The sequence below is a fragment of the Hymenobacter busanensis genome, from assembly GCF_008727865.1.
GTDB lineage: Bacteria > Bacteroidota > Bacteroidia > Cytophagales > Hymenobacteraceae > Solirubrum > Solirubrum busanense.
Genome location: NZ_VTWU01000003.1, coordinates 604,486 through 626,041, shown reverse-complemented (window position 1 = coordinate 626,041; position 21,556 = coordinate 604,486). Strand labels below are relative to the sequence as shown.

At 64.2% G+C, this 21,556-nt stretch carries 25 protein-coding genes; all 25 read right to left on the bottom strand.

The window, feature by feature from the left end:
• Positions 1-5 precede the first annotated feature (5 nt).
• The 25 genes from F0P96_RS10660 to F0P96_RS10545 all read right to left on the bottom strand — a co-directional run bounded on the left by F0P96_RS10660 (position 6) and on the right by F0P96_RS10545 (position 21,548).
• A complete protein-coding gene (locus tag F0P96_RS10660) occupies positions 6-545 on the bottom strand; it encodes a TIGR02594 family protein (RefSeq protein ID WP_151078843.1) in 540 nt (179 codons plus the stop codon).
• On the bottom strand, positions 542-688 hold the full coding sequence (locus tag F0P96_RS20970; protein WP_160620204.1) for a hypothetical protein: 147 nt from the start codon (positions 686-688) through the stop codon (positions 542-544). Before F0P96_RS20970 ends, F0P96_RS10660 begins: the two co-directional genes overlap by 4 nt.
• A 3-nt stretch (positions 689-691) precedes the next feature.
• A complete protein-coding gene (locus F0P96_RS10655; protein ID WP_151078842.1) occupies positions 692-1,372 on the bottom strand; it encodes a hypothetical protein in 681 nt (226 codons plus the stop codon).
• A gap of 1 nt (position 1,373) precedes the next feature.
• Complete coding sequence (locus F0P96_RS10650) at positions 1,374-1,610, bottom strand: hypothetical protein (RefSeq protein ID WP_151078841.1); 237 nt, start codon at positions 1,608-1,610, stop codon at positions 1,374-1,376.
• A 6-nt stretch (positions 1,611-1,616) separates the two neighbouring features.
• Positions 1,617-1,961, bottom strand: a complete 345-nt coding sequence (locus F0P96_RS10645; protein ID WP_151078840.1) for a hypothetical protein — start codon at positions 1,959-1,961, stop codon at positions 1,617-1,619.
• A 51-nt stretch (positions 1,962-2,012) separates the two neighbouring features.
• On the bottom strand, positions 2,013-3,710 hold the full coding sequence (locus F0P96_RS10640; RefSeq protein WP_151078839.1) for a hypothetical protein: 1,698 nt from the start codon (positions 3,708-3,710) through the stop codon (positions 2,013-2,015).
• A 1-nt stretch (position 3,711) separates the two neighbouring features.
• Positions 3,712-4,623: a hypothetical protein gene (locus F0P96_RS10635; protein WP_151078838.1), complete on the bottom strand. Its 912-nt coding sequence runs from the start codon at positions 4,621-4,623 to the stop codon at positions 3,712-3,714.
• Positions 4,624-4,626: 3 nt separating this feature from the next.
• Positions 4,627-6,156 (bottom strand): hypothetical protein, encoded by a 1,530-nt coding sequence (locus F0P96_RS10630; protein WP_151078837.1) that lies wholly within the window; start codon positions 6,154-6,156, stop codon positions 4,627-4,629.
• Between the two features lie 84 nt (positions 6,157-6,240).
• Positions 6,241-6,825 carry a hypothetical protein gene (locus F0P96_RS10625; protein ID WP_151078836.1) on the bottom strand — a complete coding sequence of 195 codons (585 nt, stop codon included), beginning with the start codon at positions 6,823-6,825 and terminating at the stop codon, positions 6,241-6,243.
• A 30-nt stretch (positions 6,826-6,855) separates the two neighbouring features.
• On the bottom strand, positions 6,856-7,335 hold the full coding sequence (locus F0P96_RS10620) for a DUF5977 domain-containing protein (protein ID WP_151078835.1): 480 nt from the start codon (positions 7,333-7,335) through the stop codon (positions 6,856-6,858).
• Positions 7,336-7,338: 3 nt separating this feature from the next.
• Complete coding sequence (locus tag F0P96_RS10615) at positions 7,339-8,295, bottom strand: hypothetical protein (RefSeq protein WP_151078834.1); 957 nt, start codon at positions 8,293-8,295, stop codon at positions 7,339-7,341.
• Positions 8,295-10,403 (bottom strand): hypothetical protein, encoded by a 2,109-nt coding sequence (locus tag F0P96_RS10610; protein WP_151078833.1) that lies wholly within the window; start codon positions 10,401-10,403, stop codon positions 8,295-8,297. The genes F0P96_RS10615 and F0P96_RS10610 overlap by 1 nt, the downstream gene beginning before the upstream one ends.
• Before the next feature lie 42 nt (positions 10,404-10,445).
• Positions 10,446-10,913: a hypothetical protein gene (locus tag F0P96_RS10605; RefSeq protein WP_151078832.1), complete on the bottom strand. Its 468-nt coding sequence runs from the start codon at positions 10,911-10,913 to the stop codon at positions 10,446-10,448.
• A gap of 9 nt (positions 10,914-10,922) precedes the next feature.
• Positions 10,923-11,486: a hypothetical protein gene (locus tag F0P96_RS10600; RefSeq protein ID WP_151078831.1), complete on the bottom strand. Its 564-nt coding sequence runs from the start codon at positions 11,484-11,486 to the stop codon at positions 10,923-10,925.
• A gap of 19 nt (positions 11,487-11,505) precedes the next feature.
• A complete protein-coding gene (locus F0P96_RS10595; RefSeq protein WP_151078830.1) occupies positions 11,506-15,240 on the bottom strand; it encodes a tape measure protein in 3,735 nt (1,244 codons plus the stop codon).
• Between the two features lie 193 nt (positions 15,241-15,433).
• Complete coding sequence (locus F0P96_RS10590) at positions 15,434-15,940, bottom strand: hypothetical protein (protein WP_151078829.1); 507 nt, start codon at positions 15,938-15,940, stop codon at positions 15,434-15,436.
• Complete coding sequence (locus F0P96_RS10585; RefSeq protein ID WP_151078828.1) at positions 15,925-16,332, bottom strand: hypothetical protein; 408 nt, start codon at positions 16,330-16,332, stop codon at positions 15,925-15,927. The genes F0P96_RS10590 and F0P96_RS10585 overlap by 16 nt, the downstream gene beginning before the upstream one ends.
• A gap of 1 nt (position 16,333) precedes the next feature.
• A complete protein-coding gene (locus F0P96_RS10580; protein ID WP_151078827.1) occupies positions 16,334-16,972 on the bottom strand; it encodes a hypothetical protein in 639 nt (212 codons plus the stop codon).
• A gap of 2 nt (positions 16,973-16,974) precedes the next feature.
• Positions 16,975-17,271 (bottom strand): hypothetical protein, encoded by a 297-nt coding sequence (locus F0P96_RS10575; protein ID WP_151078826.1) that lies wholly within the window; start codon positions 17,269-17,271, stop codon positions 16,975-16,977.
• A 1-nt stretch (position 17,272) separates the two neighbouring features.
• The gene (locus F0P96_RS10570; protein WP_151078825.1) at positions 17,273-17,638 is read right to left on the bottom strand and encodes a hypothetical protein; all 366 of its coding nucleotides are present in this window, start codon (positions 17,636-17,638) and stop codon (positions 17,273-17,275) included.
• Positions 17,639-17,676: 38 nt separating this feature from the next.
• Entirely contained in the window at positions 17,677-18,186 is a 510-nt protein-coding gene (locus F0P96_RS10565; RefSeq protein ID WP_151078824.1) for a hypothetical protein, read from the bottom strand.
• Between the two features lie 2 nt (positions 18,187-18,188).
• Positions 18,189-18,476, bottom strand: a complete 288-nt coding sequence (locus F0P96_RS10560) for a hypothetical protein (protein ID WP_151078823.1) — start codon at positions 18,474-18,476, stop codon at positions 18,189-18,191.
• A 5-nt stretch (positions 18,477-18,481) separates the two neighbouring features.
• Positions 18,482-19,474 carry a hypothetical protein gene (locus F0P96_RS10555; RefSeq protein WP_151078822.1) on the bottom strand — a complete coding sequence of 331 codons (993 nt, stop codon included), beginning with the start codon at positions 19,472-19,474 and terminating at the stop codon, positions 18,482-18,484.
• A gap of 118 nt (positions 19,475-19,592) precedes the next feature.
• On the bottom strand, positions 19,593-20,624 hold the full coding sequence (locus tag F0P96_RS10550) for a hypothetical protein (RefSeq protein WP_151078821.1): 1,032 nt from the start codon (positions 20,622-20,624) through the stop codon (positions 19,593-19,595).
• A 36-nt stretch (positions 20,625-20,660) separates the two neighbouring features.
• Entirely contained in the window at positions 20,661-21,548 is an 888-nt protein-coding gene (locus F0P96_RS10545; RefSeq protein ID WP_151078820.1) for a hypothetical protein, read from the bottom strand.
• Between the last annotated feature and the right edge of the window lie 8 nt (positions 21,549-21,556).

Sequence of the window (21,556 nt, the reverse complement as noted above, 5' to 3'; positions counted from 1 at the left end):
GGTGATTAGGATTCAGAGACGCCAGCCGCCGTGGGGGCATTCAGCACGATGCGCCGCACGTTGGCGGGCTGGCTTACCTTCCACTTGCAGCGGCGGATATGCGTGAAGACGCTCTTGGGGAACCACGCAATGCACACCTGATTGGCCTGATTGCCCCCGAGCACAGCGTAATGGGTCTTGGTTTCCCCGACGTAGAGGCCCACATGCCCGCCACCCCCGGCGCGGTTTTTCACCACGATGTCGCCCAGCATGGCCACACCCTTGGGGGCCGGTTGGCCGAAGACCGACCAGCTTTTGGCCGCCAATGGGTCGGGCGGCAAGGCAAAACCCGCCACCTTCGCGCAATGGGCCATGAAGAGCGCACACCACGGCGTATCGTCGTTGTGGTAGTAGCTGCTGGCGCCCACCTCTTTGGCCCACGCCATAATCGTAGGGTGCGAAGACGGGCCGGCTATTTCGTGCAGGGCGAAGTGAGCCAGGGCTTCGCGCAGGATGACCGGGCCGGGTTCGGCGGCGAGGTATTCGAAGGGGTGCGGGAAGTTCATTTGTCGGGGTGTAAGCGGTCAGCAGTCGTTTCGAAGGTGAAGCCGCGCGCAATGGACTTCACGCGGGCGTACCCGAGGCCGGTGATGTGCAGCACCACCACGCGCGGGCCCGTGGCGGAGTCGAGGCGGCGGATGTCGGGCATGGCTCAGGCAATGAGGTCTTGCGCGGCCCGCTTCCGGCGCCACGCGTAAATCAGGTACAGGATGCCCACCCCACCGGCCAGGCCGAGCACCATGCCCAGCGGCCCGCTCAGCTTGGCGGCCAGGGTGGCGCGCCAATCGGGGGCTTGTTCGACGGTGGCTTTTTGCTCCAGTTGGTTGCCGTCGCCTTGTTGGGTAGCGGCGTTGCCGGTCTGGGCCGAGGTGAGGGTGGCGCTGTCGGTGGCTTGCTGGGCGCCGGCTCCGGCGGCGGCGGCCCCGGTGCCGGTGGCGGCCGTGGCTTTCTTGCCGGTCTGGCTCAGGTTGTCGACCGAGCCGTAGACGATGGTGCAGCCCTTACACTTCTGCTTGCCGGTCTTTGCCATAGCCCGGTTGAACTCGCGGGCGTTGTAGCGGCGCTGGCTGCGGTTTACCGGATTCACCGTGCGCAGAAAACGACCTACTGCTGTTGTGGGCGCGGCAGCGGGTAATTCCACGTAGTTGCCACGTATTTCCGGTGTTTGCGTGGAATTACGTGGCTTCGCGCCCACGTCCGGCGTGTGTTGCGCTTGGTGCTGGTGCGCCGTTTCGGGGTCGGAGGGTTGGGGGCGGCGGGTGCAGCTGGTACACAGGCTCAGGGCAAAGCCAATCAGGCAAGCCAGGCCGAACCACTTGAGGAAGGTTTTCATGCTATTCGGGCGCGTTGGGGGTGTCGTCTTTGGGCGGGGCGGGCGTGTCGGGGTCGCCGCTGAGCTTCTCCATGGTCTCGGCCACGATAGCCAGCAGCAATCCGCCGCCCGCCAGCCATTTGTATTCGGAGGCCAGCGCCGAGAGCGTGACGATGCCGCTGATGCCTTTCAGGGCTGCGGCGACCCGCTGCACTTGGCGCGGGGCGGGGTGGTAGAAGTTTCGCAGGGTGAAGCGCATAGCATATTATTTGAAGACTTTTTCCAGGGCCCAGTAGGCGAAGGCCATGGCCCAGCCAATCACCACCAAGGCCCCCACGGCTTTCCACTTCAGCTCTTTGATCCAGTTGGTGACGGTTTCAATGCCTTCCACCCGCTGCACCAGGCCCGTGGTTTTCATCGACTCGTCCCCCACCAAGGCGTGCATGATGGCGTCGAGCTTTTTGTTGGCCCCGATGGTGGCGGCTTGGTAGACCGCCAACTCATCTTTGAGGCGCTGCTGATCGGTTTCTAGGATTTCCACTTTTGCCTCCAGCCGGATAATCTTCCTCTCGTGGTCGTGGAGCATGGCGTCGTCATTGTCGGGAGGCACAGGCGGATAAGTCGTAGCAGTGGAAGATGCGGGCGTGGCGGCCCGGTGGGGTTAGGCGGGCACTTGCACCTCTACATAGTCGAGGTTGAAGTAGTCGCCCGCCCCTTTGGTCATGCGCAGCGTGTGGGAGCCCAGGGTGAGGCCCGTTACTTCGTAGAGCAGTTGCTTGAGAATCAACTCCCCGTTGTCTTCGGTGCCGGTCTGGCTGTGCGCCCCGTCTACCGTGCCGGTGTAGACCGCGCCGTTGCCGAACTTGGGGCCGTAGCAGCGAATGCCCTGAATGGGGGCCGGGTGCGTGTACTGCGCGTAGCCGGTCTTGCCGAAGCCCAACGCAATGCCGTCGCCGTCGCCGTCCGGGTAGACGTTGCTCACATCGTTTTCGTCCAGCCATGCGCCGTTGAGCACCAAGCCGGGAATGCCGGTTTTCAACTCCACCCGCTGCCACACCAGTTCCGGCTCTTCGGTGGCGCCTTCGTTGACCTTCGCGGCCACCTGCCCGGCGGCTACCGCGGCCCCGGCATCGGAAAAGTGCACCCCGTCCGTGGTGGCGCCGGTCAGCGTGTGGTTCTTCACGAAGGGGCGGCCGGTGGCGGCGGCGTTGAGGCCGGCGCGGAACTGGTCGGGGGTTTCGCCCGCCATGCCGGCTTCGGAGCCGAGCGGGCCCGTCAGGTGGATGATTTCAATTTCGGGGTCGAGCGCGTGCAGCTTGTCGAAGTACGAGCCGTTGAGGGCCGCCAGCGTCGCGGACGGCACGGTGGTTTGCCCGAAGTCGTTGGCGTCGCAGGGGCCGTGGAGCAGCACCTTGCGGCCGGGGTAGGGCTGCAAGGCGGTGGCGATGCGCTGGGCTTCGGCCTGCTGCATCTCGTCGGTGGCCAGCAGCACGCTCAGGCGGTTGCCGCCCGCCGCGTCGGCCACGATGTCCCATTCGGACAGCAGGGCTTGCTCCTGCGCCAGCAGGCTGGTGTAGGCCGGGTTGGTGGTTTGCACTCCGCCCACGCGGCTGTCGCCCCAGTGCACGGCCCCGTTGGGCTTGCGGGCCGGGAACACCTGCACGGCCGTCACGTTCGCGCCGTTGATGGTCACCGACACCGGCACGGCCCCGGAGAGCACCCCGGCGGCGTTGTGGTTTTGCAGGATGCTGGCCTTGAGCGTCAGCGTGCCGTCGCCCGGCAGCGGCAGGGTGAAGGTGGTCAGGCCGATGCCCTCCGCCAGGGCCAAGGGCTGCCCGTCCACCAAGACCTTTTCGCCGTCGAACTCCACGGCAATGCCGATGGGCGAGACGTTGCCGTCGTTGTTGGGCGCGAAGGCCATGTTGTTGCTGCCGGTGGGGTTGGTGGGCATGTCCGACCAAAACGCCACCGTGGCGGAGGTGCCGCCCGTCTGGGCAATGTGCAGGTCGCAGAGCTCGGAGTAGGCCGCGTGGTTGGCCGTGGCGGCTTTGGTGCCCATGCTCCGGCTGAACGCCGTGGGCGTGATGGTCTTGCTCGTGACGGGCTCTTCGATGTTGCCGCCCCCTGCGTTCTGGTACACCCACGCCACCAGCTGCAGCACCGTGCCGCCGGGGAAGCCGGGCAGGTAGTTGGCCGGAATCTCCAGTACGTTGGTGTTGAGGGCCGCAATCGAGGCCTTCACGCCGGCCGCCAACGGGTTCCAGTCCTGGGTAGCGGAAATCTTCTTGTTGGCCGGCGCATCGGTAACGAGAAAGGGAAGTTTCGCGTCGATGCCGTCCGGTAGGTTGGGAATGGCCATGTTATTTCAGGATGCCGTCGATGATGATTTCAAAGGAGCCGGCCGACGCCGACGCCGTGATGGTGGCCGGCAGCACCACGTCGGCCGGCAGCGTGGTCGTGAGCGAGAGAATGTCGAGCACCTTGCCCACCACCGGCAGCGACGCCAGGGCAATGGTTTGGGTGTAGAAGCTCGTGCCGTTGCGGTAGAGCGTGATGGTCGAGGCCAGGCCGGGGCTCACCAGCGTTTTGATGCGCACCACCAGCAGGGCGTACACCTGCCCCAAGCCCAAGGCGTCCACAATCGGGGCCGTTTGGCCCGGTCGCAGGTAGGCGCTAACGGGCGTGCTGCCCACGTTCTGGAAGACCCGGTAGGGCCGCTGGATGCCCCCGGCCAACTCCGACTTCTGCACCGCCTTGCCCATGTCCTGCGAGGCCGGCACGCCGAGCGGAAACGCGGTGGCGTCGGCTTGGTCCTTGCGCAGGCGGTTGCCCAAATCGGCGGTGTGCTGCGTGACGGTTTGCTGCAGGCCCGGCAGCGTGGTGCCGGTCAAGGTGTTGAGGGTTTGGCTCAGGCCCTGCACGGTCGAGGCGTTGGCCTTGCCGTCGAGCGCGGCCGTGGTGGCATACCCGCCCAAGGAGGCGGCAAAGGCTTGGGCTTGCGCCGTTAGCGCGTTGGCGTTGGCCGTGGCTTGCTGGTTGAGCACCAGTTGCACGCTCTCGAGCGTGGCCTGCGTGGCGGTGGCCACGGCGGCGGCGATGAGCTGCGGCACGGTGACGGTGCGGTACTGCTCAAAGGCCTTGAACAGGTCGTCCACCTTGGGCACGGCCACGGGCGGGTCGCCGGCTTTCACCACCACTTTGTCGGGGCCTTTGACTTCGGCTACGGCGGCGGCTTTCGTGGCCTCTAAGGCCGGATGCGTTGGCTGTTGCATGGCTTAGAGTTTCATAAAGCGGTTCCACACCAAGGCACCGGACGCGCCGGGCATGTACTCGTAGCCGTAGGTGGCGGTGGTGAAGCGCATGCCCGCGAGCGAGCCCACCGGCTGCGCGCCTTGCAGTTCGCCGTTGGTGAAAGTGCCGCCGCTCACGGCGGCTTTCATGCTGCTGTCCACGTAGTAGGCTTGCGCGGCGACGGGGGCGCCGCCCACTGTCAGCAAGCCTTCGTTGGAGGCCGAGAGGGCGGCGCTTGTGGTGCCGCCGGGAGCGCCGATTACCACCAAGCCGCCATAGCCCACGTAAATCCCGTTCTGGCTGATGCTGACGATCTGGTTTTCGTTGGTAAGCCCTTCGTCGTAGTAGCTGAAATGCAGGTCGTCGTCCGCCCAGATGCGAAGCAGCTTGCCGGTGGTGTTGTCCGGCAGCACGAGACCGTCTTCAAAAGTGGTTTGCCCAGTTACGGTGCCACCGGCCAAAGGCAGGTACGCCCCGCCGCCGCCCACATCATCCAAATTCGCCACCTTCACCCACCGGTTCAGCGTGCCCACGGGCGCGCCGGGGGCGGCTTCGGGAAACCGGGCATCGTAGCGCGGGCACACCTCCCACCCGGCCACGCGGGCGGGGTCGGCTTCGTTGTAATCCACAAACCGCGTGGCGATGCGCGGGCCGCCCTTGGTCATCTGGGCCACTTGCACCGGGGAGACCTGCGGGCCGCTGTCCTGGTTGTCGGAGGAGGTTGGGCCCCACGACCACACGGGCGAGGTGGTGCCCGAGTCGGTGTTCTGCTGGTGCTGCAGCGGCGAAGGGGCCGGCGTGCTGACGTAGTTGGGGTCGTCGTCTTCGAGCGTGGGCGCGGGCACGGGCACCGGCAGCGCCTGCAGGGTCTGCACGAAGTACAGCTTGCCTTCGGAGAGGTATTTCAGCGTCACACCGGCCGGGTAGCCCGTGGGCGTGCCGGTGGCGTTGTAGTTGGGATCGTACTCTTCGATGCCGGCCCCTTGGGCGGCTTCGGTGTTCTGCTCCACCCACGAGGCACGTGCCCGGGCGCCCGGCGCTGCGTCGTTGCCGCCGCCGCCGTTGCGAAACACCGACAGTTCCCCAAAGCGCGAGGCGGAGAGCACGTAAAACCTGCCCGGCTGCACCGCGTTGGGGTCGTCTTCCAACTCGGCGGCCGTGGCCGTGTTGCGCACGTAGCACACGTTTTCGAGCGTGAGCCAATCGGCCGCCAACTGCGCGCGGGTGATGCAGCGGGCGGGCATGCCGGCGAACGGCTCCAAGTAGTCGACAATCTTGGGCGCCCCGCGCAGCTTGTTGGTGCTGGTGATGATGCGTGAAGCTAGGTACTCGCTGAGCCCGCTGATCTTGTCGACCGAAAACACGTCGTCGGCCTTGTTGTAGAACGAGGCGTGGATGCTGCGGATGATGGCCCGTACCCGCGCCGCCGTGTTCTGCTTGTTGAGCAGGTCGGTAATCAAGGCCACCAACTCATCATCCAGTTGCGGGCGGGTCTTGGGCAGGTTGGCGGGCATCGATTCGGGGCTGGGTACTGCACCAAAAAAAGCGCCTGCCCTTCCCGGCGGAAAGGCAGGCGCTTGCGGCACAGGCTGCGCGGCTTAGCCGAAGACGGCCGCCACCGGCGAGGCAATGCGTTTCGGGTCGAACTTGCCGAGGCCCGACACGGTACCCGTCAGGGTCTGCAGGTCGGTTTCGCCCGTGGGCAGCACCACGCGCAGCTTGATGGTGCTCTGCCCGCCGGTGATGCCGTTCTGGCCGCCGAACCAGTTGTTGTTCTGATCCACACCGTACACGTAGCGCTTGATGCCCCCGCCCTGGGTGGCGCGCGCCAGGTCGTAGTTGGCGTCGCTCGTGTCCTGCATGGTCACGTCGTAGGACGAGACCGTGGCCGCGTCGTAGTCCACGCCGTTGACGCGGATGGTGTTGCCCGTGGCGGCGGCGCGGCTCAGCTGCACCACGATGGGGCCCACCAGCTGCTCGTCGTCGGTGCTGGCCAGCGCCAAGCGGCGCGTGACTTCCACGAGCGTCGGCGGGGCGGCAAACGGCGTCTTGGTCAGGTAGAGGTTGACAATGGGCCCGTAGTTGAGTTCGGGCGTGTAGCAATCGGCCGCCGCCAGCCCGGTGGGCAGTACGGCGTCTTCGCAGTTGACCGGGATGGTCGGGTCGTCGGGGTTTACAGCCATGACGGGGTTGGGGTTTGGGGTGAGAAAAGATTATTCGGATTCGCAGGCAACGCACGGCAACCCGGTGTAGTACTGCGTGTTTTCGGCGGCCGTCGAGGGGCGGCGGTCCGTGGGGTCCTGGCTGTTTTCCATCAGGCAGGCAAAGCAGGTGCCGGTGTAGACCGGCAGCCACGTAATGCCGCTGCTGCCGCTCTGGCAGGTGGCGTTGGCGTTGGCGTAGGCCTGGTAGGTGTCGTCAAAATGCGCCTGGGCCTGCGCGTCGGCATCGGCCTGGCTGATGTAGCTGAAGAACGCCCCCGCCTCCACCGTGTAGCGCACAAACGTGCCCGTCAGCCCGCCCGTGCAGTCGTTGCGCTGCACCAGCTCGCTGATCGTGGCGGAGTTGTAGCGCGTCGGCGGCGGGCACGCGGTTTCGTCCGTCACCCAGTCGCTCCACCGCTCCGTGTTGAAGGTGGGGCTGTTGGGGTTCTGGTCGATTTCGCGGTAGCGGATGCGGCCGGTGTTGGCCATAGGTCAGAGGGGTTCGCACTGGGTTTCGAACGGGACCTTGCGGCGCCACTCCGGGGCCGCGTCCTGCTCGCATTCGGTTTCGACCGGGTGCTTGCGCTGCCAGTCGGGGGCCACGTCGCTCGTGTCGCCGCACACGTAGGGCCGGGGCGTATAGGGGGCCACGTCGAGCACCGGCAGCGGGGCCGGGCAGCCGCGGGCCACCAACACGTCCACGTCTTCCACCGTCACGTCAAGCGTCCAGCGGCACACGTCGGTGCCGAAGTCGCTCTGCTTGGTGTCGGTGACGGCGAGCGGCAACCCGCCGGCTTCGAAGTAGCGGTGGGCCCGCGCCGCGTGCACGGCTTGCACGAGGTACGAGGCCGCGGGCGGCACCGTAAACGTAGCCGTGCGCGTAAGGGCCAGAAAATCCGTGCGCTTGGTGCCCGTGGCCTTGTCTTGGGTTTCTTCGATGTCCTGCCGCGGCGGCCCGAAGCGCAGCGCCCCGGCTTCCACGTACAGGCGCTGCCGCATCCCAGCCCCGTAGGGAATGCCGGCCAGCGGCCCGTCGTGGTACCATTCGAGCAGCAAATAGCCCGAGAGGTCGGCAATGGCCGAAAACCGCACGCTGGTAAACTCATCGACCACCAACCGCAGCGGAATGCCGCAGGGCAGGCTCAGGCCCGGCACGATGGCCCCGTAGTAGAGAAAGTAATCCGTCTGCCCATCGGTGCGCTTCTCCACGTCGAGCGGGTACGTGCCGCCGGTCAGGCTCAGCGTCACGAGCACGGCGCCGGTGTCGGCTCGCACCACCCGGGCGCAGTCGAGGCGCCTGGCCGGGTTGGCGGGGCGCGTGAGGCAGAAGGGCAGGAACCGGTCGGCCGGGGCCGGCAGGCTGTAGGGCTGCTCGGCGCAGGCCGGCAGCTCGGCGTCGGGCAAGGGCCGTCCCGCGGCCGCGAAGGGGAACGTGTGCGGGTTGAGCATCAGGCGAACTGATCGGAAAAGGAATCGTTGAACTGGCGCTCGGCGGGCAAGGGCCCCTCGGCGGTGCTGGCAAGGGCGGGCAGCAAGGGCACCACCGTCACCTTGCCCGTCGACAGGTCCCAGGTGGCTTTGCCCAACTCGGCCTGCGCCGAGAGGTTGGTAACCAGCCGGGCGGTGGCATCAAGCCCGCTCAGCCCTTCCCGGCGGGGCACGGTGCAGGCGTCCTGCTCGCGGCCCGGGCGCACCGAGGCCATGTCGAAGAGGGCACCCGTGGGGCCAAACACGGCCTGGGGCCGGGCGCGGCCGTGGCGGTGGTAGCGGCGCAACAGTTCCGACGCCGACACCTTGCGGTTGCCCTCGTACAACTCGCCCGACGGCAGGCTGGCCAGCAGCACCACCGCTTCGTCGGGCAACGCGTTGCCCGACAAGACCATGCCCGCTACATCCCCCGTCAGACGCGAGACGCTGCGCACGCTGCGGTTTTGGCCCTCGCGCTGGTTGACGCACGCCCCGTCGTAGACCCACTCGGCCGCGGCAAACGAAAGGCCCGTGGCGGGTTCTTCGCTCAGTGCAGCGCTGATGGCCAGTTGCTCGCGGGCGGGCAGCACCTGGGTGCGGCCCTTGTAGCGCCCGGGCAGGGTGGCATTCGGGTAAGCCGTTAAGTCCAGCGTGTTGGCGCTGCGGGCCTCGAAGAAGCTGCGGTGCTCCAGGCGAAACCAGCCCGTGCCCGGGTCGAGGTCCCAGCGCAGGTCGTAGAGCGTGCACAGGTCTTGCACGAAGGTCTTGGCGCTGATCAGCAGCCGGGTGGCCGGCTCGGAGGCGCCGTAGCGCTTCACGTCGGAGCCGGCGGCCACGCACAGGCGGGGCACTTCGTTGTAGATGCCGCTCGCCCCGGTGGCCGGGTTCAGGGCGCTCACCAGGAACGTGGACAGCTGGGCCGGGCTGGGCGGCGTGAGCTGGGGGGCGGTTTGCTGCAGCACGTGGTGCAGCGCGTCGACCAAGGGCAAGCAGCGGGTGAAGCGGAACGCCCCGAAGCGCCACCACAAGCTCGTGCAGTTGGGTTGCGTGGTGACGCGGCGCGTGTTGAGGCAGGGCCAGCAACTATCCCCTAGTTGGCTCCCGTTGTGGGCGCCTTCGGGTCCGGTTACCTCCAAATAGTCGCTGTTGCTGAACTGGTAGTCGCTGGGCTTCTGGCCGCACGGCAGCAGCAGCAGGTCGTTGCCGTACTTGGGGCGCGAGCCGTTGCCGAAGTGCTTCCAGTCGTTGTAGGTGCCGATCAGGTAGGGCTTGAAGCCGCTGATTTCGGGCGTCTTGACATAGGAGGCAACGGGCGGCGAAACCGAGTCGTCGCGGTTGAAGAACTGCCACCCGGCCGCGCTTTTGTCGGGCACGATGTACTCGCCGCTCAACGGTTCGAGTGTCAGCGCAACGTTGTGCAGCTCGTACCGAAACAGAATAACGGTATGGTCCCGGGTTCCCGAGGCGGTCACGGGCCCGCCGGTTAGCGGGGCGCTGATGTAGCTCTTGTTGCGCAGAAACTCCGCCCAGCCGTCAACGCCCAATTCGTCGTTTACGGCCGTGTCGTCGGTGCGCTTGAAGGCTACCTTGAAGCCCGTTTGCTGCAACGGGTCGCTGCTGCCCACCAGGTTGCGGATATTGGCCGTGATGGTCTGCAGCGCCGCGCCCGTGCCGTTAAAGCCCGGCGCGCTGAGCAGGTTAACTTCCTTTTCCCATGCTTCGAGCAGCAACCGGTACCCGTCGTCGGCGGTGGGCGACACCGTGGCGGTACACCGGTCCAGGTCCCAACTTACCTCGGTGCAGGTGAAGACACCCCGGTACACCGTGGCAAAACCGGACGCAACCAAGGGCACCTCCATGCGGATGCCAATTTCTTCGCACCGGTCTTTGCTGTTTTCCAGCGCGTAGAGCAGCGCGAAGTCGTCGCCAGTAAAGGACCACTCGCTGCCGAGCTTGTCGCGGAAATAGGCGGCATCGTCACTTCCCGGCTCCCGCGTCAGTACTTGCTCCAGCACGGGAGCAGCCGGCACGGTGCGGCCGCGCACGGTAAGGAAGAACCGCCGGGGGGCGTCGAGGTCGAAGACGGGCATGGGACAAACCACGCCCGAAAGCCGAGCGGCGGAAAGGCAGCCTTACTCGGGTATGTCCGTGAATACGCCGTTTTCCACCTTCAACACCACGCCGGAAGGGCGCGTAATCGAGGCCGAAAAAGTACCCGACCACCCGCTGGCGGTTTTGCTTAGCGTAGCCGGGCCCTCATCCTCGTATATGGTGGCGTTGGTCGTGGCATCGTAGTACACCGAAGTCAGCTTGTAGTCGCTGTTGGGGGCGCCTGGAGCCTTGTTGAAAAAGACCGTAACGTATTCGTTGGGCGAGCCTGCGGGCGGCGCGTCGGTGGAAATGCTCAGCACGTCGCGGTTGGCGGTGGAAGCCGAAGCTGCTTGGAACCGCGCCTTGGCGGTGCGGCTAAACGAGCGGCCTTCAATCGTGCATGTCAGCGTCTTGGGGGTGCCCGATGGTTTGGCATCCTCTTTTTTGCTGTCGGAATCACAGCCGGCGAGCAGGATGAGCGCTGAAGCAAGGGCAAGCAGTGTTTTCATAGGAGTGGGTTATAAGCCGGAGGCGGCGCGCTGCCGCCTCGTGTTCTCGTCTCGCTCTAGTTGGGTCGACATGATTTTGCTGCTGATGTAGACCGAGGTGGAGCCGTCATCGTTCACGCCGAAGAGCGCGACGGCCTTCTTGCCCTCCCACAACCATTTATCGCTTTCTTCTTCGTGAAACGGCTCGCCGTATGCAAGCGTCAACATGCGAATGAGTTCCACGGAGTTGTCGTCGCCGCTGGTCGTTACCAAGATGCTGGCCAGTCGTCCTTTGTAAAAGGCGTACAAAACAGCGTCGAGCTTGCAGTTGCCGAGGGTTTTGTTCTCCGGCACCTTCCGATACAGTTTGTGCGGGCCGCTGCTGCCGGTGTACTGCAGCCCTTTTATTTGTTGGAAGGGCGTTTCAAAACGCAGGCCCCTAAACCCATAACGCTTGTCTATTTCTTCGGAAAAGCCTAGGTGGATGGTGTCTGGCTGTGACAGGGGCAGCTTTTGAAAATAATCATCGGGCAGTTGCGCAAGGCTCGGCAGGTAAGCACAACACAGGATCAGGAGGATAACGCAACGAATCATGGCTGCTATGATACGGATTTTATACAATCCGTGTCTTCGCCGTGCCGCCGTTCTCCAGGTTGGTTTCCACCACGGTCCCGTCCGGCATAATCGTGGTTTGGGTGTAGGGCAAGCGGGAAACGTGGCTTTCCACGGCCTTCATACGCGCTTCCATGCGGTCAATGCCAGCCTGCAACGGCGCGAAGGTGTGGTGGTGCTGCACCTGCAAGGCTGCTTGGCGTGCTTCCCGCAGTTGCTTCGGGGCGTCGAGGTCGGGCAACAGCGGCGCCAGGGTCGGATGGCCCCAATCAATGGGCTTGCCGGTGTGCAGGGGCTCGAACAGGCTAAAGCGGTACTTGCTGGTTTTCTCGTTGTCGAAAACAAACTCCTTGCCGTGTACCGGGCCCCGCTCTTCTCGAATGGAGTCGCCCCCCGTATATCCCCCTTTGAAATAACCAGATCCTTGGTTGTTAATGGCCTGCAACGCTTTCAGCTTGCTGCCCACGAAAGCCCCAACAAGCAGCGCCGTAATGGCGGTGCCAGCTGCCACCCCCAAGCCCGGCAAAACCGCGTCGAGTTTGGAGGTGCCCTTGTAGATGTTGGCCGACGCGGTGAAGAGGCTGGAGGATTGTTCGGCGCTGTCGAGTACCAACTGAATCCGCTGGGCCTGCTTTTGGTCTTCGATGGCACGGCGGCGTTCGGCTTTGAGCTGGGCAATTTCTTCCCGCTTGGCGTTGACGCTGCTGGCACTGCCGGCCTTTTGGTACTCCAGCTCGCGGTCCAGCTCGCGTTGCACCTCATCCACCTGCCGCGTTTTGGCATCGATGGAGGCTTGCGCGGACTGAAGTTGTGCCTCCAACACCTTCCGGTAGGTCTGCTCGGCTATGGCAACCGTTTCGTCTAAGTCGCGTCGGTTTTCCTCGTTGTCGTCTTCCCCCAGAATGAGTTTGTACAGGAAGTCTTCGGGGGCGTGGCGCCGCTTCTCCTGTTCCAGTGCGTTCAGGGCGTTCTTGATGCGGGCCAGCTCGGCTTCAGCCGCCTGACGGCTTATCTCCCCTTGCTTGCCGGTGAGCAGCAGCGTGTTGTTGAGCGTGTCCTGGGCGTGCTTGCGGTCGATTTCGAGCAACGCTTTCTTCTCGGCGCGCTTTGCCTCAATCTCGCTGATGCCGGTGCCGGTACCGTACACCTCGCCAATGGTTGCCGCCACGGTGTCGCGGCCTATCTGGGCCGTTTCGTCAATCGCTTTCTGCTGCTGCTGAAACCGCAGCGCCAACAGGTCTCGCTCGCGGGCCTGTTCAATGGCGAATAACTCGGTCGCGTTGCCCCGGGCAGCCGCTACGAGCTTGTCGTACTTGCGGTTGACAGCCTCTACTTCTTTGGCGTCGCTATCGGCGCGCAGGTCGAACAGGCGCTGCTCGCGGGCTTCGCTGATGCGCAGCAGGTCGGTGTAATACGCATCGAGGGCCGCCAGGCGCAACGCGGTCAACTGCTTGGCCTGCACGCCGTCAATGACTCCATCGGCATTGCCTCCACGGCCACCGGCTTTGCGCACGGCAGCTTCCTTGTCTTTGAGCAGCTGCTCGGTGCGGTTGATTTCGGCCAACGACTGGCGCAGTTGTTCGGCAGCGCGGGCCTGCCCCTCGTCTTTGAGTTGGGCTAGCTCCATGCGCGCCGCGTCCTTGCGCAGCCGCTCCTCTTCGGCGTACAGGGCCCGCAAGGCAGCTGCCAGGGCGTTAGCGCGCTGCTTGGCGCCTTTCTCCACCTTGCCCAGCAGCCGGTCGAGTTCCTTTTGGGCGGCGGCCAACTGCTGGTTCAGTCCGCCTTTACCGAACAGAAAGTCTGCCCCATCCCCGGCGTTTTCATTGCGGGCAGCTTTTTGGCGGTCTTGCAGGTTCTTGATAAGCAACTGCTGCTTTTCAATTAGGCCCTGCAGGTTCTTGTCTTCGTCTTCGGTGGCCTTCTTCCGGGCCACGCGCACATCCTGCAATGCCTGTAATTCGCCCCGAAGCAAGGCTACCCGCCGCTGGTTAGCTTCAATGAGTGGACGCAATTCGTTGTACCCCCCGCCACCCGCTGCGTTGAACTCATTAATGTAGCCCGGGCTGCTGTACTTCTTCATCACGGCCTCTGCTTCCGCCAGGCTCTTTTGCAGGCGCGCTTGGTTCACGTCGAGCCCGCGCTCAACCGCCTCCGCCACGTTGCCACCCCGTTGTTTGGCGCTTGTCGCCGTCTGGTCGAGTGCCTTTTCCAGCCGGGTTTGATAACGCTTAACGCCTGCCGCGGCCCTGGTCGCTGCTAGGTCCGCTTGGCCTTCTGGGGTCAGCCCATCCAGAAAATCGTTGGCCTGCTTGCTGAATTTGGCAATGGACGACACGGCGCGGCCCGTTGCGCTGGTGAAGCGCAGCAGAAAGCGTTGCCATTCGTTGTCAATGCGGTTGGTGTTGGCCTGCAATGAATTGGCAGCCTGCGCGGTGCCGTCGCCAAAGGTCTTCTCCAGCTCCCGGGCAAACTTGGGGAGGAAGTCTGAGGCAGCAATTTCGCCGCGCTGCAGCATCTTGCCCAGTTCTTTTTCGGTTACCCCAATGGCGCGGGCAGCAATGGCGAATGCGCCGGGCAGCCGTTCCCCGAGCTGCCCCCTGAGTTCTTCAGCCGATACAGTGCCCTTGCTCACCATTTGTTGCAGAGCAAGCAGCGCGCCTTCCGTGTTTTCAGAGCTGACCTTAAGCACAGCAGCAGCCCCGCCCACGGCCAAGTACAGGCGGCGGGCTTCAGCCAGCGGCAAGTTGCCCGCTGCGGCTGCGGCGGTAAAGCTACCGTAAGAGGCGCCGGCCGAGTTCAGGTTGAGGCCCAACCGTTCGGCCTCGAATGCGAGTTGCCGCCCATCTGCCGCCGCTTTTTCCAGGTCGCCGCCGCGGGCAAACTGCAACTTGCCCAGTGTTGCGTCGGCTTTCTTGCCAGCCTCAATGACTTGGTCAGCCAGGTTCTTTACGAAGCCGACAACGATACCTACAGCGGCCGCCGCGCCAGCCGCCCCCGCGAATCGACCGAACATACCGCCTACAGCGCCCCCGGTTTTGTCGGCCTCTCCTTTGAGGTCTGCAATCTCCTTTTGGGTGTCCTGGATCTGCTTGTTATACCCGCGCACTTCCGTGCGGGTGGAGGCCTTGGCCCGGCGTTCGGTCAGGTCTGTAAGCTTCTGCTCCAGTTGGGTCAATATGCCGGCGGAGCGAACGGATTTCTCAGCTGCTGCCGCTGCTTCCTTTTCCTCTTTGGCGCGCTGCTTTGCCACCGCGGCGGCATCACGGCCGGCGGCAGTGGTAAGCTTCTGTGCCTGCTGTTGGGCGCGCAGCTCCTCCTTGATTCGGCTGGCGGCCTCCCTTTCTTCGTTGATGGCCTGCTCGGTGAGCTTGATTTCGGCCCGCACCCGCGCCTGTTCCTCGCGGTTGCGGCGCAACTCGCCGGTGAGCTTGGCGGCCTGCTCGCCGGCTTTGCTGGTGCGGCGTTCCTTTTCCAGATCCTTCTCGGCGGCGCGCAAGTCGTTGAGCACCCCGCGCAATTCGCGGTGCACCACGGCGGCGTTGGCCACTTCGGCGGTGGCGGCGGCCTGCTTGTTCTGCAGGTCGATGGCGGCTTGGGCGGCGTCGCTAAACGACTTCTTGGCCTGGGCGCCGGTTTGCTGCACGGTGGCGCGAAACTGCGCATCGGCTTGGCTGATTTTGTCGAATCCAGCCAGCGCCTCGGAAATATCGAGCTTGTATACGGTCCCTACGTCCATGCCTCAAACCACGCCCGAAACCGGGCCAGCCGAAAGGGGCGTTACAGGTCGGGGTGGCGCTTCTTGGCATCAAGCAACTGGTAGAACTCGTGCGCGCTCATAGCATTCAAGGCCGGATAGGCCTCAGGTCGCCCGGAAGAGATGCACAGAAAGAGGTCCGCCCAATAATCATCTAGTGCGGAAAGGCGCTGGGCTAACGTGCGTCTGTCGGGGTGCTTGCCTCGTTCTCCTCCACGGGCAGAGGCGGGTAAGCTGTGGAGGTAAGCAACAGCAAGCGCCATGCTTGCGCGCTGAAAAAATCCCGGTCTACAGCCCTCCACGCCTGATACACCTTTTGCTGCATGGCAGCGTGGTCATACACCGAAGGGTCTTCTTCGGCCGTGTTATAGAAGAGCCCTACGATTTCAGCGGCGCGGACGGTATTGCCCCCTATGAGGTTGATCTTTTGTTTGAGATGCCCAAAATTAAAGAAGCCGTCTGCCAACTTGCCGCTATTGAATTCTTTGTCTGCCGCGGTCACGGTTTCGATCAATCCGGGCAATGTCGTGTCGAACAACAACTCTGTTTGAAAGCGTTGCAAGATGCGGTGTCGACCTAAGCAAAGCGTTTCCGTGCGGGTATATACCCTGCCGTCTGCCTCAAAAGAGAGGCAATTAAGGGGAGGCTGGATGATTTGAGGAACAGTTACTGTTGGCTCCATTGGTAGGCTTTGGTCAGGATGCAGGCAAAAAGAATGGTCAGGCTCACGAAGGCGGCGTGCTGCCAGGGCGAATAGGCGTCGTGCAGCACGCAGCAGCGCACGAGGTAGCCCCACAGGGCCCATTGGCCGGCCACGCACTTTACGCAGCCCCACAGCGGCTTCCACCACCACCGGCTATCCAGGTCGTTGCCTTGCCAGTAGAAGTGCTCCGTGTTCAGGGCTTGGCGAGGGGTGCCGTCTTCATCCGCGGATTGCCAGCGGGTGTTGTACCAGCGCATGTGCCACTCGCGCACCGCCCGCTGCAGGGGCTCCAACAGCATGCCGGTGTCGACCAGGACCACGGCAAAGACGACCGCACAAGCGGCCACGTAAAACGCATGCAGGGTCAGCATATCAGGACAAGGCAAATTCCAGCACCCCGGTAAAGCCCGCCGGCTCGGGCGCGGGCTTGGGGTTGATGAGGGTGGGCAGATCGGCCGGGGTGCAGGCGCGGGCCAGGCGGTAGCGCACCGTCAGCTCCAGCCCCACCAACCGGTAGGGTGGGTAGAGCATGGGCGTGTCGTAGGTGTAGCGGCTCACCAGCGAGGCGTCGGCGGGCAGCACGGTGGCGCGCAGGCGCACGTCGAGGAACGGCCCCAGGTAGCGCACGGTCTTGCCGTCGCCCAGCACGGCCAGCAGCGAGGCCAGCAGGTCGGTTTCGTGCAACTCCCCGACCAGGCCGGCCGGGTTGATGAGGCCAATCAGGCGCAGGCGGCTTTCCCAGCCCTTGATGCCCGGGGCAATGACTGCCGGGGTGGCCCCGTAGTCTTCCAGGAAGAAGATGGAAGCCGTCGAGGCATCGGGCACCAGGTAGCGCGGGTTCTGCTCGCACTCGGCGGCCGTGAACGAGACGGGCACGGGCAGGCGCACGGTGCGCCAGTCGTCGCCGTTCTGCAGCTGGTGTTCGTAGGTGCGCGCCAGCCCCACGCTGCGCTCCACGAAGGGCAGCGAATAGACGCGGGCGGCGAGGTAGTCGGCTAGGGCTTCGTTCATGGTCAGTTCAGGAAAGGCAGCAGGGCGGCCGTGTCGCGGGCTTTGAAATACTTATCCCACCGTTTGTTCCACCGCTCCAGGCTGCCGAGCAGGCACAGGACCGAGCCGTCAGCCAGGTACGCCACGCACTTGGGGGCGCGGTTTTGCCATTCGATGGGTTCGCCTTCCTCGCCGGTGATGCCCAGCGGGCCTTCAAACCCAATGACTTCCTCCCACAAGAAGCTGCGCTGCTCTTCGAATTCACGGGTTAGCTTGTCTTGCCAAATCCGCACGGCGTGGGCCTTTCGGTAGTCGCTCATATCAGGGGAGGCTAATGGTGGCAGCGGGAACAAGTTCTTTGCTGGTCAGGGCGTAGTGCATTTGCCGGACCAGCCAGCCCAGCAAATAGGCATGCGGCTCGTCGTTGTTCAGGTCGGGCTTAATGCCGCGACTGCGCATGATGTAGTGCGAGAGGTGCAGCGCCTCGTGGGCAACCGTTTCGGGCGTAGCCGTGGGCCGAAGAATGGCAAAGAAGCCTTCCTTATTGCCGGTCGAGGCATGCCACACAATGGCCTCGAAGTCCTCGGGGTTGTCTCCGGCCGGGGTGGCGCTGTCGGTAAACCCAGCGGCGGCATAGGTCGCAGATAGGTCATGCCCGATGAGCACGTACAGGTGCCCGAAGTACATCGGCACGGGAACATGGTGGCATTTGTAGTGGCCGCGCCTCATGCGTTCAACTCGGTTTGGATGATGCGGTCTAGCTCGCGCTGGGCGTAGGTGTCGACCTCGCGCTGTTCGGCGGCGTTGGGGGCCAGAAAATCCCCCTCGCGCCGGCGGTTGTGCTCCAGTTTGGCCGCGTTTTCGGCATCGGACGCCACGATGCGCGCCTGAAAAATGCTGGCCACCACGCCGGCCGGCACGGGTGCCAAGCTGCGCAGCATGCGGCCGGTGTAGGTCAGGTTGACAAAGCGCGTTTCCATGCCCTGCGCTTCCCGCAGGCCCGCATACGTGGGCTTTTTGCTGCGCTTCACGTAGTCGCGGCCCGCCGCGTTGGTGGGCCGGAAGAAGAACTTGGGCAGCGGGCTGGTGCTGTAGCGCCGCCCTTTTAAGCCTTCGGTCTGCAGCCGGTTCACCACCAGGGCAAGCCCCGTCTGCGCCATTGTCAGCACCACGCGCGGCGCCTGCAACTGCAGTTGCGCCTTGGCCCGTTCGATGGCGTGTTCCAGCGTGTCCACGGTTAGTAGCCCCGGTGAAAGCGGCGGCGGTAGCGGCGGGTGGGCCGGTGGCTCCTGTGACGCACTCGGTCGTAGCCAACATGCATCAGGATTTGGTCCAGCACACCCGATGCGCGGTTTTGCAAAGGTGCCTGCTGTTGCGTTGGTGCGGCGGCGGGCGCACCCGCTTCCCCTACTGTGCGCACATCGGCGGTGGTGGTTTCCACGGGGCGTTGCTGTTGCGGAGCACCGGCCAACAGGGCGGCAGCCAAGCCGACGACGCCGGCGAATTGTCCAAGGGCTTTTTTCATGGTGCTTAGTTCACGCGCTGCATGGTGGGGTGCCAAGCCGGGGCGGCACACTGGTAGCAAGGATTCGCAACCGAGCCGATGCCCTCGGCGCTCAGCAGCCAGCTTAGGTACTCGTCGGTCTTGGTGTGGTAGAGTTCCGCCAGCGCCTGCAGCGTCTTGGGTTCGAGGCTGGTGTAGCGGTTGTAACCCGCTTCTGCCATGAACCCCACCACGACGTGCTCGGCCGTTTTGTACATCAAGGCAATGCCCACGTAGCGGGCGAGTTCGTCGCTCTGGCTCAGGGCGTAGCAGACGGGCGAGGCGTCGACGGTGCACTGCTCGGCTACGCTCACCACAAACCCACCGGCCGGGGCTTTCACGTTGGCGCCGGGCACCAGGGCCGCGCGCACGGCATTCACAAACGGGTTGCCGCACCCGCACGTCAGCGTGTTGAGCCGCGGCCGCACCCCGGCGGGCAGCGCGGCTTCGAGCACGTAGGCTTCGCCGCTGAAGGGAATGTATTTGTCGACCAGGGCCACCGGCGCGGCGTTGGTCGTGACGGTGGCCAGCAGCTCGCCGTTCAAGTACACCGGCACCCCGCTCACGGTTTGGTCGGTGAGCAGTTGCAGGCTCTGCAGCTGGTAGCGGCCGTTGGGGCGGTAGACGGTGGGCAGCGTGAGCTTGGCCGTTCCTTCGGTCGCGAATTGGCCGTTGCCCGGCCCGCCCAAGGTGCCCGCCTCACTGTAGCGCAGCTTGCCCGCCTGGCTCTTGGCGCGGGTGGCGAGGTTGGTGTAGATCACCTCAATGGCTTGCTGCCGGGCACGGCGGAGCCGGTCGTACAAGTCGGCGCCGGGTGTTTGGCTCAGGCCGGGTTTGAACGAGAGGCCTTCCACCGTGTCGAGGTAGAGGCCCGTGGTCGACGCGGTGATGAACGCGGCGTCGGCCGGCAGCGGAAAGCAGGCAATGCCGGATTGGGAGAGGCCCAGCAGGCCGTGCAGGCAGTCGGAGGGGTTGGGCATGGTCGGAGCAGTAGCGGTACCCAAAAGACGCCGCCGGGCCGTGCGGCCGAAAGCCACCAACGAGAGAAGCCCGACCAAGCGGCCGGGCTTCTGCACCTACATCAGCTACTGCAGAGCCTTACGCCCCCTTGGTGAACTTGAGCACGCCGGTGTCGCCGGTGATGCCGTTCGCGGGGTTGTTGATGATGTCGAAGTACGGGGCCTTCATCGTGTACACGTCGAAGTACACCCCGTTCACGCACTTGCGGATCTTCTTCACGTCGAAGCGCACGCCGGGCACGAAGCGCGAAGCAATGCTGAACACGCGCACGTTGGCTTCGGCCTCCACCACAGCGGCGCCGTACTCGTTGCGGGCACCGAAGGCAATAGCACCGGCGTCGACCATCAGCGAAATGTTGGTCAGGGCCGCACGCTGGAAGCTGAAGGGGTCCCAGGCGCTTTCGATCAGGTCGTACTTGGCCTGCTCGTCGCGCTGGTCGTCGTTCTGCGCGTTGGGAACAGCGTTGAGCTTCTCCAGGTACAGGTTGCGGCCGTGCAGCATGTAGGGCATGCCGAAGCGGTTCAACTCGGCTTCCAGCTGGAAGAACGGAAAGATATTGGCCGTCCAGTTGGCGGCGGGAATCGTGGTGTTGGTGCCGGCAATGACCGCGCCGTACTCGGGGGCGGGGTCTTGGTTGGTGCCGGCTTTGGCGGCCACCAAGCCCAGCGACACAGCCGCCATTTTCTCCACGATTTCCTTCTCCTGCTTGAGCATGCCGGCGGCAACCGCGTCGGGCAGGCCGTACACGCCGTTGGCGTACACGCTATCCGGCTCGGCGCCCAACGGCACTTCCACGCGGAACGGGGTAGCCTCTACGCACTGGCTCAGGGTAAACTCCTGGGCGGCCGTTTGCAGCAGCGTGCCGTCCGGGGCGCATTCGTTGGTGCAGTCCTGGGTCGTGATGGCCGACGTGTTGACGAAGGCAATCTTGACCTTGTTCTGGGCCGACGTGTTCAACAGCGAGACGTTGGCCGTCTGCATGCGGATGATTTCCAGCAGGGCTTCTGCCTTGGGGGCGTACAGCCGGGAATTGCGGGGGTCTTTGAAAAGGTCCTCCTGTTTTTCGATAACAGTGGACAAGGTAGAGGCAGAGAAGTCGCCAGCAGCCATGATACAGAGGGGATGAGCAGCCCGGCGCGAAGGGCCTTAGACTGCGGTTTTCGTTTGGGTTTCTTGGTAGGCTTTGTAGTCGGCAATGAACTTCTGTCGATCAGCGCCCGGCGCCGTGAGCAGCAGTTGTGCGTCGTACTCTTCCTGGTTTTTGGGGCCCGCGTAGGTCGTGGCCGTCGAGCGGCCTACTTGTTCCTGCGACACACCGGCGCTTTCGCGGGGCTGTGACACGGGCAACTCGTAGTAGCTGGTGATGATTTCGCGCGCTTTTGCTTCCGGTTTCACCACGTTTTGTGCGGCATCCTTGAGCAGTTCATCGTCTTCGTCCAACAGGCGCAATTCATTCCCTTCTGCTTGCCATTTCGCCGCCTTCACCAACTTTTCCACCAAGTCCTTGCGCTGGTTGGCTGCAATGGCGGGGTTGCTGCTGAAGACCGGCTTCAAGGCATCTACTTGCTGTTCGGCAAAGGCGCGCACCTTGGCATCGGTCTGCTGCTGCGTGAAAGCCTCGCGGTCCTTTTTCAAGGCCTCGGCGGCTTCCTGCTTGGCAGCTTGCACCTTCTGATCGGCTTCGAGGGTCAACTGGTTCTTGTAGCGCACCACGGCCGGGTGCTTGAGCACCTGATCGTCGGTGAGCGAACCGGCGCTGGCTGAGGCCACTGTTTTGCTCTCCAATTCGTCCAAGTGGTCGGAAAGGGAAGCAAACGATGGCTTTTCAATGCCTTTTGCCTTCAGGGCGGCCTCTACGGCTTCGCGGGTTTTCTTCGTGGCGCGCTTGTCTGCGTTGTCTTTGATTTCGGCCAGCTTAGCCGTGACCTTCGACTGCAGTTCGGCAATGCCTTCATCCGTGGTTAAAAGCTCGGCAGCTTCAGTGGCGGTAACACCTGCGGCGGCTACCAGAATCCCAATTACTTTCTCGTCCATTGCTGGAT

Excerpts from the sequence above, each read along its gene's own strand:
- F0P96_RS10640 (WP_151078839.1), bottom strand. The coding sequence starts at position 3,710 with ATGGCCATTCCCAACCTACCGGACGGCATCGACGCGAAACTTCCCTTT.
- F0P96_RS20970 (WP_160620204.1), bottom strand. The coding sequence starts at position 688 with ATGCCCGACATCCGCCGCCTCGACTCCGCCACGGGCCCGCGCGTGGTG.
- F0P96_RS10580 (WP_151078827.1), bottom strand. The coding sequence starts at position 16,972 with ATGAACGAAGCCCTAGCCGACTACCTCGCCGCCCGCGTCTATTCGCTG.
- F0P96_RS10625 (WP_151078836.1), bottom strand. The coding sequence starts at position 6,825 with ATGGCTGTAAACCCCGACGACCCGACCATCCCGGTCAACTGCGAAGAC.
- F0P96_RS10660 (WP_151078843.1), bottom strand. The coding sequence starts at position 545 with ATGAACTTCCCGCACCCCTTCGAATACCTCGCCGCCGAACCCGGCCCG.
- F0P96_RS10595 (WP_151078830.1), bottom strand. The coding sequence starts at position 15,240 with ATGGACGTAGGGACCGTATACAAGCTCGATATTTCCGAGGCGCTGGCT.
- F0P96_RS10635 (WP_151078838.1), bottom strand. The coding sequence starts at position 4,623 with ATGCAACAGCCAACGCATCCGGCCTTAGAGGCCACGAAAGCCGCCGCC.
- F0P96_RS10545 (WP_151078820.1), bottom strand. The coding sequence starts at position 21,548 with ATGGACGAGAAAGTAATTGGGATTCTGGTAGCCGCCGCAGGTGTTACC.
- F0P96_RS10560 (WP_151078823.1), bottom strand. The coding sequence starts at position 18,476 with ATGAAAAAAGCCCTTGGACAATTCGCCGGCGTCGTCGGCTTGGCTGCC.
- F0P96_RS10600 (WP_151078831.1), bottom strand. The coding sequence starts at position 11,486 with ATGATTCGTTGCGTTATCCTCCTGATCCTGTGTTGTGCTTACCTGCCG.
- F0P96_RS10655 (WP_151078842.1), bottom strand. The coding sequence starts at position 1,372 with ATGAAAACCTTCCTCAAGTGGTTCGGCCTGGCTTGCCTGATTGGCTTT.
- F0P96_RS10575 (WP_151078826.1), bottom strand. The coding sequence starts at position 17,271 with ATGAGCGACTACCGAAAGGCCCACGCCGTGCGGATTTGGCAAGACAAG.
- F0P96_RS10650 (WP_151078841.1), bottom strand. The coding sequence starts at position 1,610 with ATGCGCTTCACCCTGCGAAACTTCTACCACCCCGCCCCGCGCCAAGTG.
- F0P96_RS10615 (WP_151078834.1), bottom strand. The coding sequence starts at position 8,295 with ATGCTCAACCCGCACACGTTCCCCTTCGCGGCCGCGGGACGGCCCTTG.
- F0P96_RS10550 (WP_151078821.1), bottom strand. The coding sequence starts at position 20,624 with ATGGCTGCTGGCGACTTCTCTGCCTCTACCTTGTCCACTGTTATCGAA.
- F0P96_RS10555 (WP_151078822.1), bottom strand. The coding sequence starts at position 19,474 with ATGCCCAACCCCTCCGACTGCCTGCACGGCCTGCTGGGCCTCTCCCAA.
- F0P96_RS10605 (WP_151078832.1), bottom strand. The coding sequence starts at position 10,913 with ATGAAAACACTGCTTGCCCTTGCTTCAGCGCTCATCCTGCTCGCCGGC.
- F0P96_RS10630 (WP_151078837.1), bottom strand. The coding sequence starts at position 6,156 with ATGCCCGCCAACCTGCCCAAGACCCGCCCGCAACTGGATGATGAGTTG.
- F0P96_RS10585 (WP_151078828.1), bottom strand. The coding sequence starts at position 16,332 with ATGCTGACCCTGCATGCGTTTTACGTGGCCGCTTGTGCGGTCGTCTTT.
- F0P96_RS10570 (WP_151078825.1), bottom strand. The coding sequence starts at position 17,638 with ATGTACTTCGGGCACCTGTACGTGCTCATCGGGCATGACCTATCTGCG.
- F0P96_RS10590 (WP_151078829.1), bottom strand. The coding sequence starts at position 15,940 with ATGGAGCCAACAGTAACTGTTCCTCAAATCATCCAGCCTCCCCTTAAT.
- F0P96_RS10620 (WP_151078835.1), bottom strand. The coding sequence starts at position 7,335 with ATGGCCAACACCGGCCGCATCCGCTACCGCGAAATCGACCAGAACCCC.
- F0P96_RS10610 (WP_151078833.1), bottom strand. The coding sequence starts at position 10,403 with ATGCCCGTCTTCGACCTCGACGCCCCCCGGCGGTTCTTCCTTACCGTG.